This is a genomic window from Pseudomonas sp. MS15a(2019) (genome assembly GCF_013277805.1).
Classification (GTDB): Bacteria; Pseudomonadota; Gammaproteobacteria; order Pseudomonadales; family Pseudomonadaceae; genus Chryseomonas; species Chryseomonas benzopyrenica.
In genome coordinates, this window is record NZ_VBTN01000011.1 from 40079 (window position 1) to 56300 (window position 16222).

Genomic DNA, 16222 nt, shown 5'->3' on the forward strand with positions numbered 1-16222 from the left:
CTTATCCGGTCTTTGAATTGGAACCGGCGCAGCCTATGCATGCACCGGTTCGGACATCGGTGCCCCCGACTCAGGTTAGCTTTCAACCTCAGGAATCAGCATGGCCGCTATCATCCCACCCGCGAAGTTACAGCACATCGACAAGCTGCTAGCGCACTGCTCGCGTCGCCGCTACACGGCAAAAACCACCATCATCTACGCTGGCGACAACAGCGAAAGCCTGTTCTTCATCCTCAAGGGTTCGGTGACCATCCTTATCGAAGACGATGAGGGCCGCGAAATGATCATCGCCTATCTCAATGCCGGGGACTTCTTCGGCGAGATGGGTCTGTTCTCCAAGGAAGGCAGCGAGCCCGAGCGCAGCGCCTGGGTCCGTGCCCGTACCGAGTGCGAAGTCGCCGAGATCAGTTACGGCCAGTTCCGCGAACTGAGCCAGCATGATCCGGACATGCTGTTCTCCCTCGGCCGCCAGATGGCCGAGCGCCTGCGCCAGACCACCCGCAAGGTCGGCGACCTGGCCTTCCTCGACGTCACCGGTCGCGTGGCGCGCACCCTGCTCGACCTGTGCAAGCAGCCGGACGCCATGACCCACCCGGATGGCATGCAGATCAAGATCACCCGTCAGGAGATCGGCCGCATCGTCGGTTGCTCCCGCGAGATGGTCGGCCGCGTGCTCAAGTCCCTGGAAGAACAGGGACTGGTCCACGTCAAGGGCAAGACCATGGTGGTGTTCGGCACCCGCTGAGCCCCGCCCGGTGCGCCCCTGCCAGCAGGCGGGGGCCACTGCCCCCGCCCTTCCAGCGCGTCAGATCTCGACCTTCCGCTGTACCTTCTCCACCCGCACCGTGGCTTTCTCCTCGACGGTCTTCTCGCCGTTCCCCTTGGCCTTGGGCTCACCCACGACGAAGTGGAATTCTTCGCCGTGCTTGACCGCGCCATAGAGCACCGCCTTCTCGATCAACTCGGTGCCGCGCAGATGCCGCAGCATCAGCGGATCGCAGCGCAGATCACGATAGAGCGCCAGGCACAGCAGCGCCATGACCACCACGAAGGGCAGCGAGACCACGATGGTCAGATTCTGCAGGCCATTGAGGGCGGCGCCTGGATTGCCCGGGTCGCCGATGGCCAGCATGATCGCCGCCACCGCGCCGGTAAGGGCGCCCCAGAAGATCACCGTGCGTCGCGAGGGCTCGGTGGTACCGCGCTCGGACAGGGTACCCATCACCAGGGACGCGGCGTCGGCGCCGGACACGAAGAAGATCGCCACCAACACCATGACCAGTACCGAGGTCACCGAGACCCAGGGATAGCTGGCCAGCAGATCGTAGAGGGCGAAGTTGCTGTTCACCGCGCCATCGACCAGGGTGAAGGCGCCCAGGCGCATGGCGTCGATCGCCGCGCCACCGAAGATGACGAACCAGACCACGCTGACCAGACTCGGCACCAGCAATACCCCGGTGACGAACTGGCGGATGGTACGGCCGCGACTGATGCGGGCGATGAACATGCCGACGAAGGGTGTCCAGGAAATCCACCAGGCCCAGTAGAACACCGTCCAGCTCGACAGCCAGTTGCCCATGGCCTCGCCGCCGCTGGCGCTGGTGCGCGCCATCATCTCCGGCAGGAGGTCGATGTAGTCACCGATGGCGGTGGGCAACAGATTGAGCATCAGCAGGGTCGGGCCGACGACGAAGACGAACAGGGCCAGGGCCACCGCCAGCACCATGTTGGTGTTGGACAGCCACTGGATGCCCTTTTCCACGCCGGACACGGCAGAGATGACGAAGGCCACCGTCAGCACGGTGATGATGCCGATATACAGCATTTTTCCGGGTTGCTCGATCCAGCCGTTGTGTTCGAGTCCGCCGGCGATCTGCAGGGCGCCCAGACCGAGGGAGGCCGCCGAGCCGAACAGGGTGGCGAAGATCGCCATCATGTCGATGACGCGACCGACGGGGCCATTGGCGTGTTCGCCGATCAGGGGGCGAAAGGCCACCGAGATCAGCTGGCTGCGACCGCGCCGATAGGTGCCATAGGCGATGGCCAGCCCGACCACGGCATAGATGGCCCAGGGATGCAGCGTCCAGTGGAACAGCGTGGTAGCCATGGCCACCTGCAGGGCGGCACTGCTCTGCCCCGCGGCGCCGCCGGGTGGCGGGTTGAGATAGTGCGACAGCGGTTCGGCGACGCCAAAGAACATCAGGCCGATGCCCATGCCGGCGCTGAACATCATCGCCACCCAGGAAAGGGTGCGGAATTCCGGTTGTTCGTCGTCGCGCCCCAGGGGGATCCGCCCATAGCGACTGGCCGCCAGCCAGATGACGAAGACCACGAAGCCGGTGGAGGTGAGTACGAACAGCCAGCCGAAATGGGTGATCACCCAGCCCTGGGCGGTCGAGGCGCTGCTGGCCAGACCGGCCTGGTTGACGAAGCCCCAGATCACGAAAGCCAAGGCGGCGATGCTGGTGATACCGAAAACCACCCAGTCAGTGGTACCGGCGAGTCGGCGATCGCGCCGCGACTCCTCGGTCCGGGAGGGATCGGTGACGCTGATATCAAGTGTTTCGCTTTTTTCTTCCGTTGCCATGGTTCTTGCTTGCCCTGGTTATGGATGGCCTGGTGCGGCGGAGCCCCGGCGCACCTCGCGATGGCCGATCGACTCCTCGACCCGCCACGGTTCAGCGGGTCGGAGGTCATTAACCGGGTTTAGGGGTCAGGAAACAAAGCCCCGCGTCGGCAGCGGGTACACGGAGGTCGTTCCCGCCGATTGGGGCGGGCGTGAGTCGACCTGGGTCACCTTGCAGATAAAAAAAGGCCTCGGTGGTCGCCACCGAGGCCTTGTTCAGGCGCCTGAACGGTCAGGCATCCATGAGCGGGAAGCGCCGGTCAGGAAAGAACAGCCGCTGCAGCTCCTGGCCCGGCTCGTCGGCACGCATGAAGGCTTCGCCCACCAGGAAGGCACGCACCTCGTTGATCTCCATCAGCTCCACGTCGGCGCGATTGAGAATGCCGCTCTCGGTGATCACCAGGCGATCCTGTGGGATGCGCGGTAACAGGTCCAGGGTCGTCTCGAGGCTGACCTCGAAGGTATGCAGGTTGCGATTGTTGACGCCTACCAGCGGGGTATCCAGCACCTTGAGCGCGCGCTCAAGCTCGGCGCCATCATGGACCTCGACCAGCACGTCCAGGCCGACGTCCTTGGCCGTAGCGGCCAGTTCGCCCATCAGGGCGTCGTCCAGCGCGGCGACGATCAGGAGGATGCAATCGGCGCCGATGGCCCGGGCTTCCACCACCTGGATGGGATCGATGAGGAAGTCCTTGCGGATCACCGGCAGCTGGCAGGCGGCGCGCGCTTGCTGCAGATAGGCGTCGCCGCCCTGGAAGAAGTCCACGTCGGTGAGCACGCTCAGGCAGGTGGCCCCGCCCAGGGCATAGCTGTGGGCGATCTCCGCCGGCACGAAGTGTTCGCGGATCACGCCCTTGCTCGGCGAGGCCTTCTTCACCTCGGCGATGATCGCCGCTTCCTTGCGTGCCACCTGGGCCTGCAGGGCGCGGGCGAAGCCGCGCGGGGCGTCGGCGGCACGGGCCTGGGCCTCGAGTTCGGCCAGGCTGGTCCGGGCCTTGAGCTCGGCGATCTCCTCGGCCTTGCGGGCCAGGATCTTCTGCAACACGGTTGGCACACTCACGGGCGACCCTCCTCGCGATAGACGGATGTGAAATGGGCGAGCTCGTCCAGCTTTTCCCGGGCCAGGCCGCTGTAGAGCGCGTCGTGGGCCAAGAGTACCCCTTCATGCAGACTATGGGCGAGATCCGCGGCATAGAGCGCCGCGCCGGCGTTGAGCACGATCATGTCGGCGGCCTTTTGCCCGGCTTCGGTCTTGCGTCGACCGAGGGCGTCGCGGATCAGCGCCAGGGAGGCCTCGGGACCGTCCACGGTCAGGCCGACCAGGGTCTGGCTCTTGATCCCCAGATCCTCCGGCAGCACCTGGTATTCGCTGATGCTGCCGTCCTTGAGTTCGGCCACCTGGGTCGCCGCGGCCAGGCTGAATTCGTCCAGGCCGTCGCGGGAGTGCACCACCAGCACGTGGTGGCTGCCCAGCCGCTGCAGCACCTCGGCCAGCGGTCGGCAGAGCGCGGCGCTGAACACCCCGACCACCTGGTGACGGACACCGGCCGGATTGGTCAGCGGCCCGAGCATGTTGAACAGGGTACGCAGCCCCAGGGAACGGCGCGGCCCGGCGGCATGGCGCATGGCGCTGTGGTGCGACTGGGCGAACATGAAGCCGACGCCCACCTGTTCGACGCAGCGGGCGATCTGCGCCGGATTCAGCTCCAGGTAGATACCGGCGGCCTCCAGCAGATCGGCGCTGCCGCTCTTGCCGGACACCGCGCGATTGCCGTGCTTGGCGACCTTGCCGCCCGCCGCCGCCACCACGAACACCGAGGCCGAGGACACGTTGAAGATGTTGGCGCCGTCGCCGCCGGTGCCCACCACGTCGACCACATGGTCGAGGCTCGGCAGCACCACCGGGGTCGCCAGTTCGCGCATCACGCTGACCGCGCCGCAGATCTCGTCGATGGTCTCGCTCTTGATGCGCATGCCCATGAGGAAGGCACCGATCTGCGCCTCGTCGGCGCCACCGGTCATGATCTGGCGCATCACCGCCTGCATCTCGGCCACATTGAGGTCGAGTTGGCCACTGATGCGATTCAAGGCCTGCTTGATGTCCATCTAGCGGCGTCCTCCCTGCTGCTGGAGAAAGTTGGCCAAGAGGTCATGGCCATGTTCGGTGAGGATGGACTCGGGATGGAATTGCACCCCTTCGATCATGAATTCGCGGTGCCGCAGCCCCATGATCTCGTCCAGGCTGCCGTCTGGATGCTGGGTCCAGGCGGTGATCTCCAGACAGTCGGGCAGGGTCTCGCGCTTGACCACCAGCGAGTGGTAGCGGGTCACGGTGAAGGGATTGGGCAGGCCGGCGAAGACGCCTTCGCCGTTGTGGTAGACCGGGCTGGTCTTGCCGTGCATCGGCTCGCGCGCCCGCACCACCTCGCCGCCAAAGGCCTGGCCCAGGCTCTGGTGACCCAGGCAGACGCCCAGCACCGGCAGCTTGCCGGCGAAGCGCTCCAGGGTGGCCAGGGAGATGCCCGCCTCGTTGGGCGTGCAGGGACCGGGGGAGACGACGATGCGCTCCGGCGCCAGGTCTTCGAGCGCCTCGACCGGGAGCTCGTCGTTGCGCACCACCTTGACCTCGGCGCCCAGCTCGCCCAGGTACTGCACCAGGTTGTAGGTGAAGGAATCGTAGTTATCCAGCATCAGCAACATGGCAGGCTCCTCAGACGGACTGTTCGGCAAGGGTGACGGCGCGGAACATGGCGCGACGCTTGTTGAGGGTCTCTTCCCACTCCAGCGCCGGCACCGAGTCGGCGACGATTCCCGCCCCGGCCTGCACGTGCAACTCGCCGTCCTTGATCACCGCGGTGCGGATGGCGATGGCGGTGTCCATGTTGCCGTTCCAGGCCAGGTAGCCCACGGCGCCGCCGTAGATGCCGCGCTTGACCGGCTCCAGTTCGTCGATGATCTCCATGGCGCGGATCTTCGGCGCCCCGGACAGGGTGCCGGCCGGCAGGATGGCGCGCAGGGCGTCCATGGCGCTCAGTTGGGGCTTGAGCCGGCCGGTGACGTTGCTGACGATGTGCATCACGTTGGAATAGCGCTCGATGACCATCTTTTCGGTCAGGGTCACGCTGCCGGTGGTGGAGACCCGGCCCACGTCGTTGCGCCCCAGGTCGATCAGCATCAGGTGCTCGGCCAGCTCCTTGGCGTCGGCCAGCAGATCACGCTCCAAAGCCAGATCGGCTTCCTCAGTGGCGCCGCGCGGACGGGTCCCGGCGATGGGCCTCACGGTGATCTCGCCGTCCTCCACCCGCACCAGCACCTCGGGCGAACTGCCCACCACGTGGAAGTCACCGAAGTTGAAGAAATACATGTAGGGCGTGGGGTTGAAGCAGCGCAGCGCCCGATAGAGGTCGATGGGCGCCGCCTGGAAGGCGATGGACATGCGCTGCGAAGGCACCACCTGCATGCAGTCGCCGGCCAGGATGTAGTCCTTGATGCGCTGCACCGCGCCTTCGAAATCCTCGCGACTGAAGCTGGAACGAAAGCTCGGCTCTGGCCCGGTCGGGGCGGCGAGATCCAGGCCACGACGCGGCACGATGGGCTGGCGCAGGCGGTCGAGGATGTCGGCCAGACGTGCCTGGGCGGCGTCGAAGGCCTCGGCCTCGTCTGGATCGGCCAGCACGATCGCATGGATCTTGCCGGCCAGGTTGTCGAACACCACCACGGCATCGGACACCATCAGCAGGATGTCAGGCGTCCCCAGCGGGTCGGGATTGGGGCAGGCCGCCAGGCGGCGTTCCACGTAGCGCACGCTGTCGTAGCCGAAGTAGCCCACCAGCCCGCCATTGAAGCGGGGCAGGCCGTCCAGGGTCGGCACGCGATAGCGCGCCTTGAAGGCTTCGACGAAGGCCAGGGGATCGTCGCAGTGCTCGATCACCTCGACCTCACGACCGGCATCGCTGACCACCACGCGATGACCATGAACGCGCAGTACACGGCTGCACGGCAGGCCAATGATGGAGTAACGCCCCCACTTCTCGCCGCCCTGCACCGATTCCAGCAGATAGGAATTGGGGCCGTCGGCCAGCTTCAGGTAGATGGATAGGGGGGTGTCGAAGTCGGCCAGGGTTTCGAAGGCCAGGGGAATGCGGTTATAGCCTTGAGCGGCCAGGCGCAGGAAATCGTCGCGGGTCATGATCAGCCTCGTGGCGAGGAAAACGAAAGGTCGGGTGCACAGCGCGCCGGTCAGATACCGGCCAGGACGAAATCAGGCGCGCCAGCGCCAACGGGCCAGGGCCTTGATGACTTTCATCCATGCTCGCGAGGAGCCTGTGCGGGTGACCACCACGATGCGATCTCTTGCTCTTGAGGCGGGGTTGAAAGGCCACGTTAGCCTAGCCGGCGCGGCATAGCAACCGGCCGGCCACCTCGGCGTGCTAGATGAACAGCTCGCGCAGATCGTCGACCACCAGATCCGGCTGCTCGCTGGCGATGGGCTCGCCATGGTTGTAGCCATAGCTCAGGGCCACGCAACGCACCCCGGCGGCACGGGCGGCGCGGATGTCATTGCGCGAATCACCGATGAACAGGGCCTGGCCGGCCGCCACCCCCGCCTGCTGCATGACCCACAGCAAGCCGGCCGGGTCCGGCTTCTGCTGCGGCAGGGTATCGCCGCCGACGATCCAGTCGAAGTCGCCCAGGCCCATGTCGGCCAGCAGCGGCGCGACGAAGCGCTCCGGCTTGTTGGTGATCACCGCCAGGCGCATGCCCAGGGTACGCAGCAGCGCCAGGCTGTCCAGCACGCCGGGATAGACGCGGGTCAGGGCGTGGCTGCCGCCATAGAGCTCCATGAAGAGGGCCAGCGCGCTATCGGCAGCGGCTTCGTCCACGGCGTCGTGCTGCATGTCATCGGCCAGGGCGCGACGCACCAGCACCCGGGCGCCGTTGCCAATCCACAGCCGCACCTTGTCCAGCCCCGCCGGCGCGCGGCCCAGGCGTTCGAGCATGGCGTCCACCGCGGCGGCCAGGTCCGGTGCCGAATCCAGCAGAGTGCCGTCGAGGTCGAACATCACCAGGGCAGGCGGATGCCCGCCACCGAGCCGCACCAGGGCGCTCATACCGAGCGGGCCTTGGCCAGCTCGGCGCGCATCGCCTGGATCACCGCGGCGTAGTCCGCCTGGCCGAAGATGGCCGAGCCGGCGACGAAGGTGTCGGCACCCGCGCGAGCGATCTCGCCGATATTCTTGACGTTGACCCCGCCATCGATCTCGAGCCGGATCGGCCGGCCGGAGGCATCGATCAGGGCGCGCGCCTCGCGCAACTTGTCCAGGGTGCCGGGAATGAATTTCTGGCCGCCAAAGCCGGGGTTGACGCTCATCAGCAGCACCATGTCGATCTTGTCCATGACGTACTTCAGCGCATCCAGCGAGGTGGCCGGGTTGAACACCAGGCCGGCGCGGCAACCGCCATCCTTGACCAGCTGCAGCGAGCGATCGATGTGCTCGGAGGCCTCGGGATGGAAGGTGATGTCGGTGGCGCCGGCCTCGATGAAGTCGCCGATGATGCGATCCACCGGCTTGACCATCAGGTGCACGTCGATGGGCGCGGTCACCCCGTAGTTGCGCAACGCCTTGCAGACCATGGGGCCGATGGTGAGGTTGGGTACATAGTGATTGTCCATCACGTCGAAATGGACCATGTCGGCACCGGCGGCGAGGACCTTGTCGACTTCCTCGCCCAGGCGGGCGAAATCGGCGGACAGGATCGAGGGGGCGATGGCGAAGGGTTGCATGGGATAGCCTCGGCGAAGGTTGAGGACGGCATTGTAACGGAGATCCGTGTGCGGCTCGGGCGTTCCCGCTGCCCCGACGGGGCGAACGGCGGTAGGCTCGCCAGGGTCAACCATCCCCTTGTTGAGGATTCCCGTCGATGTCGTCACCTGCCCTGCTGCCGCTTTGCCTCCTCCTGCTCGGCCTTGCCGCCCCGGTGCTTGCCGAAGAGGCTCCCAGCCCGGCGCCGGAACCGCCTGTGGCTCCTACAGCCCCGGCGCCAGCGCTGACGCGCAGCCAGGAGCAGCAGCAGGCGCTCATGCGGCAGCTGCCCGCCGAGCAGCAGAAGACCCTGCAGGCCGGCGACGAGTCCTTTCTCGCCCTGCTGTTGCCCGCTACCCGCGCCAAGGCCGCCGGCACGGTGGTGCTGGTGCCGGGCGCTGGCGAATCGGCCGACTGGCCCAATGTGATAGCCCCCGTGCGCCAGGAGCTACCCACCTACGGCTGGCAGACCATAAGCCTCAGCCTGCCCGATCCCTATGACCCCGTGGTGGCGATCGAGCGGGATACCGCACCGGCGGATACCGATGCCCAGGCCAACAGCGAGCAGGCGGCACCGCCGGTGACCGGTGGCAGCGGCACGGCGCCCGCCGCTCCGACCCAGGCCGAAGCCGGCAGAGGCGAACCAGCCCAGGCGGCGGTCGCGCCGGTCGATCCCGAAGCCGCGGCCAATGCCCAGGCCACCCGGGTGCTGGCGCGCATCGCCGCTGGCATCGACCTGGCGCTGCAACAGGGCGCCAATCCCATCGTGCTGGTCGGCCACGGCACCGGCGCCTACTGGGCGGCGCGCTATCTCGCCGAAAAGGAGCCAGCCGAGATCAAGCAACTGGTGCTCATCGATGGTCGCGAGCCCGAGGGGCTGCCGCCGCGGCTGGACGCCACCATGGGCAAGACCGACCTGCAGATCGCCGATTTGGTGCACGCACCCGGACCGGCCGCCCAGCGGCGCAAGACGCGCGCAGCGCAAAAGGCTAACAAGGGCTATCGGCAGATCGAATTGCCGGTCATCCCGGGCGACCGGGCCGCGGAGCAGGAACAGACCGTCCGCCGCCTGCGCGCCTGGCTGGATCGACTACCGCCAGCCGCTAGCGAAAGCCCCGCCGCTTCTTGATCACCTGGTAGGCAGCGTGCAACTCGGCGGTACGCTGGGCAGCGGCATAGACCGCCGACTGGCCCGCTCCGGCACCGGCCTTCTTGTCGGGATGGTGACGAGAGAGCAATCGGCGATAGGCCTGCTTGACCGTGGCCGCGTCGGCATCGTCGGTGACGCCGAGCAATTGCAGGGCCTTGCGGTATTTCTCTTCGTTGCTGGGCTGCCGCGGCGCCGCTTGCACGGGCGGCTGCAGGGCCAGCACCTGGGCTTCCGCCAGCCCCATCGCCTGCCCCCAGCCGAGGATTTCATCGCGATCACCGGGGCGTACGCTGCCGCTGATCCAGACCATGCGCCAGCAGGCGCGCAGAATCAGCTCACTGCGCTCGCTGAGTCGTTGCAGGTCTGCCGCTGACGGCAGGGTGCCACCCTTGCCCTGCTCGAAGGCGGCGATGGCTTTCTTGCGGTCGTCCGCCCCCAGCCCCAGCCGCTCGATCTCGCCTTCGGCCTGGCGGATATGGGCGGTCAGCACCCGGCCACCACGCTTGGCCAGCCGCCCGAGCATCTGGAATTGCGCCTGGTGCTCGAAGCGGCCAGGGCGTCCCTGCCAGCGTGCCTTCCAGCCCGCCAGGGAGGTCAGCCCCAGCTGGCGCTCGCCGGCATGGGCGAGCAACGCCACCAGCAGGGCGCCGGGAATACTGGCCACCGCCCAACCGGCCAGGAAACCCAGCAGCGTCAGCGGCCAGAACCAGAGCTTCAAGAAGCCATCCCGAACAGTTGCTCCGCCTCGGCCAAGCGTTCCAGGGTGCCTACGTCCACCCAGCGTCCCGCCAACCGCTGGCCCGAGACCTGCCCGGCGACAATGGCCGGTCGCAGCACATCGACCAGCTTGAAGGCTCCTGCCGTGCAGTCGGAGAAGAGCTGTGGGTGCAGCACGGCGATGCCGCTGTAGGTGAGCTTTTCCGAGGCCTCCAGGGTGATCCGCCCCTCCACCAGACCAAAATCGCCGATCGGGTGATGAACGGGATTGTCAACCAGCACCAGGTGCGCCAGGCAACCGGCGGGCAGCGCCAAGGCCGCGAAGTCGACATCGGTGCGGATATCGCCATTGATCAGCATGAAGGGCTCACTACCCAGCAGTGGCAGCGCCCGAAAGATACCGCCCCCGGTCTCCAGCGGCTCACCTTCGGCGGAAAAGCGGATGGAGACGCCCAAGCGACTGCCGTCGCCCAGGACAGCTTCCAACTGGTCGCCCAGCCAGGCGTGGTTGATCACCAATTCGGTGATACCAGCGGCGGCCAACGCCTGGATATGGTGCTCGATGAGCGGACGACCGTTCACTTCGATCAGTGGCTTGGGGCGCGTCAGTGTCAACGGTCGCATCCGCTCGCCCTTGCCCGCCGCCAGGATCATGGCCTTCATGGATGGGCTCGCTCGGCGTGCAACTCGTCCAGCAAGGCGCCCAGGTCCGCCAACTCGGGTCGCCGTGCGACCACGGTCCGGATGTAGGCGAGAAAGCGCGGGCTATCGGCGACGTAGCGCGGCTTGCCATCGCGATGCCAGATGCGGGCGAAGATGCCCAGCACCTTGAGATGACGCTGCACGCCCATCAGGTCCGAGGCCCGCTGGAAGTCGGCGAACTCGGCCTGCACCGGTATGCCGGCGGCGCGCGCCTGTTCCCAGTAGCCCAGCAGCCAGCGCTGTACCAGCGGCTCCGGCCAGCTGAGGAAGGCATCCTTGAACAGACTGGTGATGTCATAGGTGACCGGCCCGATGACCGCGTCCTGGAAGTCCAGCACGCCCGGGTTGGGCGTGCTGAGCATCAGGTTGCGTGGCATGAAGTCCCGGTGGACCAGCACCTGGGGCTGCGCCAGGGCACTGTCGATCAGCAGCCGGCAGACGGCCTGCCAGCGTTCGAGCTGGCCGGCACTGAAGGCCGTGTCCAGTTCACGCCCGACATACCACTCCGGAAACAGCCCCAGTTCGCGGGCGAGCAGAGCCTCATCGTAGAGCGGTAGGCTGCCGTTCGTCGGCTGCTTGCCCTGGAAAGCCAGCAGGGCATCGATGGCCGCCTGGAAATACTCATCGGCATTGGCCGCGTTGATCACCTCCAGGTAAGTCAGGGTGCCGAGGTCGCTCAGCAACAGGAAGCCCCGCTCCAGATCCTGGGCCAGGATGCGTGGCACATGGACCCCGGCAGCCGCCAGCAATGCGGCCACCCGGACGAACGGACGGCAGTCCTCCTGCGGCGGCGGCGCATCCATCACGATCAGGCTGCGGCCCTCGCCCGCCCAGCGGAAATAACGGCGAAAGCTGGCATCGCTGCTGGCCGCGGTCAGGCTGCCCGTGGGCACCTCGACCCAGGCCTGCTCCCGGAAAATTTCCGGTAGAACGGTGGTCAGCCAGTCTTCTATCTGGTTTAAGCGAACATCTTCAGTCATTTGCAGCGGATCCCTCGGCCCTAGCCGATGCGCAGGTCATGTTTTATTATCCGCTATCTTTTTGAGCCCATCGAGAGGCCGCGGCCCCTTAATGGCCGGCGTGCAGGACGACTTTAAGGATGGCCGTGAAAACCCCCGCGTTTCGCAGAAAATTTCCCCTCTTGGTAACCGGCAGCCTGCTCGCCATGCAGCCCGTCACCGCCCTTATCGCCGCCCCCGCCGAGCAGTTCAGCTGTAGCGCCGGAGCCGGCGGTGGCTGGTCGTGCAACACCCAGGCACCCGCCGCCGCCATCCCGCCCCGGCCCAGCAAGGGCGAAACCCAGGGCATCGCCGCCGAGCCGGCCGCGCGCCAGGGCGACGCCGCCGTGCTGGTCACCGAGAGCAAGGGTCGTGCCCTCAAGTCCCGCAGCGCCGACTACAGCCACCTGGACTGGGTCCCGCGCGAGCAACTGACCCCGGCCCAGCTGGCCGAGACCGGCCCCTACTGCAGCGGCGCCTATGTCGAGCCGCAGCGCCCGGGCATGTACGACGACACCCCGACCGCCAAGGCCCCGACCTACGTTTCCGCCAAGGCCTCGCGCTACGAGCAGGAGCAGCAGGTCGCCACGCTGGCCGGTGACGTGGTGCTGCGCCAGGGCGGCATGCAGGTGGAATCCCAGGAAGCCAACCTGCACCAGCTGGAAAATCGCGGCGAGCTCAAGGGCAACGTCAAATTCCGCGACAACGGCCTGTTGATGGTCGGCGACAAGGCCGATCTGCAGCTGGACAACGGCCAGGTCCAGGTCGACAACGCCGAATTCGTCATGCACCAGAGCCGTGCCCGCGGCAGCGCGCTCTATGCCAAACGCGGCGACGACGCCATCATCCGCCTCAAGGATGGCACCTACACCACCTGCGAACCGGGCAGCAACGCCTGGCAGGTCAAGGGCAATACCGTGACCCTGAACCCGGCCACCGGCCTGGGTTACGCGACCAACGCCACGCTGCGGGTCAAGGACATTCCGGTCCTCTATACGCCCTTCATCTACTTCCCGATCGACGACCGTCGCCAGTCCGGTTTCCTGGCGCCTTCGATCAGCACCTCCAGCGACACCGGCTTCGCGATCACCACGCCCTACTACTTCAACCTGGCGCCCAACTACGACGCCACCCTCTATCCGCGCTACATGGCCAAGCACGGCCTGCAGACCGAGGGCGACTTCCGCTACCTGACCCGCAGCAGCGAAGGCGAGGTCTACGGCTCCTACCTCAAGGACACCGATCCAGAGCACGAAGGCGAACCGGAAGCCACCGACAGCCGCTGGCTGTACGGCTGGAAGAACCGCAGCGGCCTGGATTCGCGCCTGATGGCCGAGGTGGACTACACCCGCATCAGCGACCCCTATTACTTCCAGGACCTGGACACCGACCTCGGCATCAACAAGCCGACCTACGTCAACCAGCAGGGTCGCCTGACCTACCGTGGCGACACCTTCGTCGCCGGCCTCAACGCCCAGGCCTACCAGCTGGCTACCGTCTCCGACGTGACGCCCTACAACCGCCTGCCGCAGCTGACCCTGAGCGGTGCCCTGCCCTACAACCCGGGCGGTCTGGACTTCACCTACGACACCGAGGCGGTGCGCTTCACCCGCAGCTTCGACGACAACACCTACTTCGACCTGGACGACAACGGCAATCGCACCAACGTGCGCAACCGTCCCGACGTCAACCTCTTCGGCCTGACCCGCGCCGAAGGCAATCGCTACCACGTCGAGCCGGGCATCGCCCGCCCGATGACCGCGTCCTGGGGCTTCCTGACGCCGTCACTGCGCTATGCCTATACCCGCTACGACCTGGACCTGGACAGCACCGGCCAGAACGACCTGAACTCGCCGCTGGTCGGCGGTAGTCGTCGCGCCTCGGCGGGTTCCAGCGTGACCAGCTTCAACGACAGCCCGACCCGCTCGGTGCCGATCTTCAGCCTCGACAGCGGCCTCTATTTTGACCGCACCTCGAATCTGTTCGGCGAAGGTGGCAAGCAGACCTTCGAACCCCGCGCCAAGTACCTCTACGTACCCAATCGCGACCAGGACGATCTGCCGGTGTTCGATACCGGCGAATACACCTTCAGCTACAGCTCGCTGTGGCGCGACAACCGCTTCACCGGTCGCGACCGCATCGGCGATGCCAATCAGCTGGCCCTGGGTGCCACCAGCCGCTTCATCGAGCCCAATGGCTTCGAGCGCGCCAACGTGAGCTTCGGTCAGCTGTTCTACTTCCGCGACCGCGAGGTGCAGCTGCCCGGCCTGACCAAGGACGACCTGGCCTACGCCCGCAGCCTGGGGCAGAACATCGACAATCCCCAGGCCACCACCTCGCGCTCGCCCTATGCCCTGGCCGGCATGTATCGCTTTAACCGCGACTGGCGCGTGAACGGCGAATTCAACTGGGATCCGACCCTGCACCAGACCGATTCCGGTAGCGTCATGTTCCACTATCAGCCGGAAGCCGAGCCGGGCAAGATCCTCAACGTCGGCTACCGCTATCGTGACAACGTCCGGGTGTTCGATCCGAACTTCGGCCGCTTCACCTACAACAGCGACGACTACAAGGTCGACCAGCACGACATCTCCTTCATCTGGCCGATCGTGCCCCAGTGGTCCGCCATCGCTCGCTGGCAGTTCGACTACAACAAGAGCCGTACCCTGGAGGCCTTCGGTGGCTTCGAGTACGACAACTGCTGCTGGAAGCTGCGCCTGATCAGCCGCTACTGGCTCAAGAGCGAAGACGACGTCTTCTACACCGCCCAGAGCTCCGAAGCCGATCGCGGGATCTTCCTGCAGATCGTGCTCAAAGGACTCGGCAACGTCTTCGGCGGCAAGACCGAAGGCTTCCTGGACAGAGGCATTCAAGGCTATCGTGAACGTGAAGACCAAGCTATGTAACGCCCTGCGCCCGCTCGCCCTGGGCGCGGCGCTCGCTCTCTCCCCTCTGGCTCAGGCTGCCGTGGTTCCGCTGGACAAGGTCGTGGCCATCGTCGACAACGACGTGGTCATGCAGAGCCAGCTCGATCAACGCCTCAACGAGGTCAAGCAGAACATCACCCGCCGGGGCGCCTCGGCGCCGCCGGAAAGCGAACTGCGTCAGCAGGTGCTCGAACGGCTGATCCTGGAAGACATCCAGATGCAGCTGGCCGGCCGCATGGGCGTGAAGATATCCGACGAGGAGCTCAACCAGGCCGTCGCCACCATCGCCCAGCGCAATGGCCTGAGCGTGGCCGAATTCCGCCAGGCCCTGGCCCGTGACGGCCTCTCCTACGATGCCGCTCGCGAGCAGGTCCGGCGCGAGATGATGATCAGCCGGGTGCGCCAGCGTCAGGTCGGTCAGCGCGTGCAGGTTACCCAGCAGGAGGTGCAGAACTTCCTCGCCTCGGACCTGGGCAAGCTGCAGCTGTCCGAAGAGTATCGCCTGGCCAACATCCTGATCCCGGTGGCGGACAATGCCGGCACCGCCGGTCTCGACGCCGCCGCACGCCAGGCCCAGGACACCTACAACCAGTTGCGTCAGGGCGCCGACTTCAACCAGCTGGCCATCGCCCGCTCGGCCGGTGACAACGCCCTCGACGGTGGCGAGATCGGCTGGCGCAAGGCTGCCCAGCTGCCCCCGCCCTTCGACCGCCTGATCGGCAGCGTCGGCGTCGGCGGCATCACCCAGCCTGTGCGCGTGCCCGGCGGCTTCGTGATCCTCAAGGTGGAAGAGAAGCGTGGTGGCGAGGCCAGCATCGTCGACGAGGTGCATGTCCGGCACATCCTGCTCAAGCCCAATGCCGTACGCAGCGACGCCGAGACCCAGCGGCTGGCCGCGCGCCTGCGCGAGCGCATCCAGAATGGCGAGAGCTTCGCCACCCTGGCCAAGAGCTTCTCGGAAGATCCGGGCTCGGCGCTCAATGGCGGCGACCTGGGCTGGATCAATCCGGAATCCCTGGTGCCGGAATTCCGCGAAGTGATGAACAGCTCGCCGGTCAACCAGCTGTCGCAGCCGTTCCACACGCCGTTCGGCTGGCACATCCTGGAAGTCCTGGGCCGTCGGGCCACCGACAACACCCAGCAGGCGCGCGAGCAGCAGGCCTTAAATCTCCTGCGCAATCGCAAGTACGACCAGGAGCTGCAGACCTGGTTGCGCCAGATCCGCGACGAAGCCTACGTCGAGATCAAGCAGTAACCCCAAGGCCGCAGGCATCCCCTGCGGCCTTCTTGTTTCCGGA

The 16222-nt window shown here is 66.4% G+C and carries 14 protein-coding genes; 4 read left to right on the plus strand and 10 right to left on the minus strand.

The features are described 5' to 3' along the window. The first annotated feature begins 100 nt into the window (after window positions 1-100). Window positions 101-745, plus strand: coding sequence for a cAMP-activated global transcriptional regulator CRP (gene crp / locus FEZ61_RS17315; RefSeq protein WP_017640369.1), 645 nt, complete (start codon window positions 101-103; stop codon window positions 743-745). Window positions 746-805: 60 nt separating this feature from the next. Here crp and FEZ61_RS17320 read toward each other — a convergent pair whose 3' ends face one another. The 7 genes from FEZ61_RS17320 to rpe form a co-directional block, all read right to left on the minus strand. After that, the gene (locus FEZ61_RS17320) at window positions 806-2587 is read right to left on the minus strand and encodes a BCCT family transporter (RefSeq protein ID WP_173149690.1); all 1782 of its coding nucleotides are present in this window, start codon (window positions 2585-2587) and stop codon (window positions 806-808) included. Between the two features lie 271 nt (window positions 2588-2858). Then, window positions 2859-3686, minus strand: coding sequence for an indole-3-glycerol phosphate synthase TrpC (gene trpC / locus FEZ61_RS17325; protein ID WP_173149692.1), 828 nt, complete (start codon window positions 3684-3686; stop codon window positions 2859-2861). Then, window positions 3683-4732: an anthranilate phosphoribosyltransferase gene (trpD, locus tag FEZ61_RS17330; protein WP_173149694.1), complete on the minus strand. Its 1050-nt coding sequence runs from the start codon at window positions 4730-4732 to the stop codon at window positions 3683-3685. The genes trpC and trpD overlap by 4 nt, the downstream gene beginning before the upstream one ends. Further along, a complete protein-coding gene (locus FEZ61_RS17335) occupies window positions 4733-5326 on the minus strand; it encodes an aminodeoxychorismate/anthranilate synthase component II (RefSeq protein WP_017640365.1) in 594 nt (197 codons plus the stop codon). Between the two features lie 10 nt (window positions 5327-5336). Then, on the minus strand, window positions 5337-6815 hold the full coding sequence (gene trpE, locus FEZ61_RS17340; protein ID WP_173149696.1) for an anthranilate synthase component I: 1479 nt from the start codon (window positions 6813-6815) through the stop codon (window positions 5337-5339). Between the two features lie 241 nt (window positions 6816-7056). Then, complete coding sequence (locus FEZ61_RS17345) at window positions 7057-7737, minus strand: phosphoglycolate phosphatase (protein ID WP_173149698.1); 681 nt, start codon at window positions 7735-7737, stop codon at window positions 7057-7059. After that, on the minus strand, window positions 7734-8411 hold the full coding sequence (gene rpe, locus FEZ61_RS17350; protein ID WP_173149700.1) for a ribulose-phosphate 3-epimerase: 678 nt from the start codon (window positions 8409-8411) through the stop codon (window positions 7734-7736). Before rpe ends, FEZ61_RS17345 begins: the two co-directional genes overlap by 4 nt. Before the next feature lie 137 nt (window positions 8412-8548). On the opposite strand from rpe, the gene FEZ61_RS17355 reads away from it, so the two are divergent. Continuing rightward, the gene (locus tag FEZ61_RS17355; RefSeq protein ID WP_173149702.1) at window positions 8549-9559 is read left to right on the plus strand and encodes a DUF3530 family protein; all 1011 of its coding nucleotides are present in this window, start codon (window positions 8549-8551) and stop codon (window positions 9557-9559) included. Here FEZ61_RS17355 and FEZ61_RS17360 read toward each other — a convergent pair. Genes FEZ61_RS17360 through FEZ61_RS17370 form a run of 3 tightly spaced genes read right to left on the minus strand, consistent with a single transcriptional unit; the run spans window position 9534 to window position 11979 of the window. Then, window positions 9534-10298: a DnaJ domain-containing protein gene (locus FEZ61_RS17360; protein ID WP_017640360.1), complete on the minus strand. Its 765-nt coding sequence runs from the start codon at window positions 10296-10298 to the stop codon at window positions 9534-9536. The genes FEZ61_RS17355 and FEZ61_RS17360 overlap by 26 nt on opposite strands. Beyond that, window positions 10295-10960 (minus strand): N-acetylmuramate alpha-1-phosphate uridylyltransferase MurU, encoded by a 666-nt coding sequence (gene murU / locus FEZ61_RS17365; RefSeq protein WP_173149704.1) that lies wholly within the window; start codon window positions 10958-10960, stop codon window positions 10295-10297. The genes FEZ61_RS17360 and murU overlap by 4 nt, the downstream gene beginning before the upstream one ends. Beyond that, on the minus strand, window positions 10957-11979 hold the full coding sequence (locus FEZ61_RS17370) for a phosphotransferase (protein WP_173149706.1): 1023 nt from the start codon (window positions 11977-11979) through the stop codon (window positions 10957-10959). The genes murU and FEZ61_RS17370 overlap by 4 nt, the downstream gene beginning before the upstream one ends. Window positions 11980-12098: 119 nt before the next feature. On the opposite strand from FEZ61_RS17370, the gene FEZ61_RS17375 reads away from it, so the two are divergent. Then, complete coding sequence (locus FEZ61_RS17375; RefSeq protein WP_093254944.1) at window positions 12099-14903, plus strand: LPS-assembly protein LptD; 2805 nt, start codon at window positions 12099-12101, stop codon at window positions 14901-14903. Then, the gene (locus FEZ61_RS17380; RefSeq protein ID WP_017640356.1) at window positions 14884-16179 is read left to right on the plus strand and encodes a peptidylprolyl isomerase; all 1296 of its coding nucleotides are present in this window, start codon (window positions 14884-14886) and stop codon (window positions 16177-16179) included. Before FEZ61_RS17375 ends, FEZ61_RS17380 begins: the two co-directional genes overlap by 20 nt. Window positions 16180-16222: the final 43 nt, after the last annotated feature.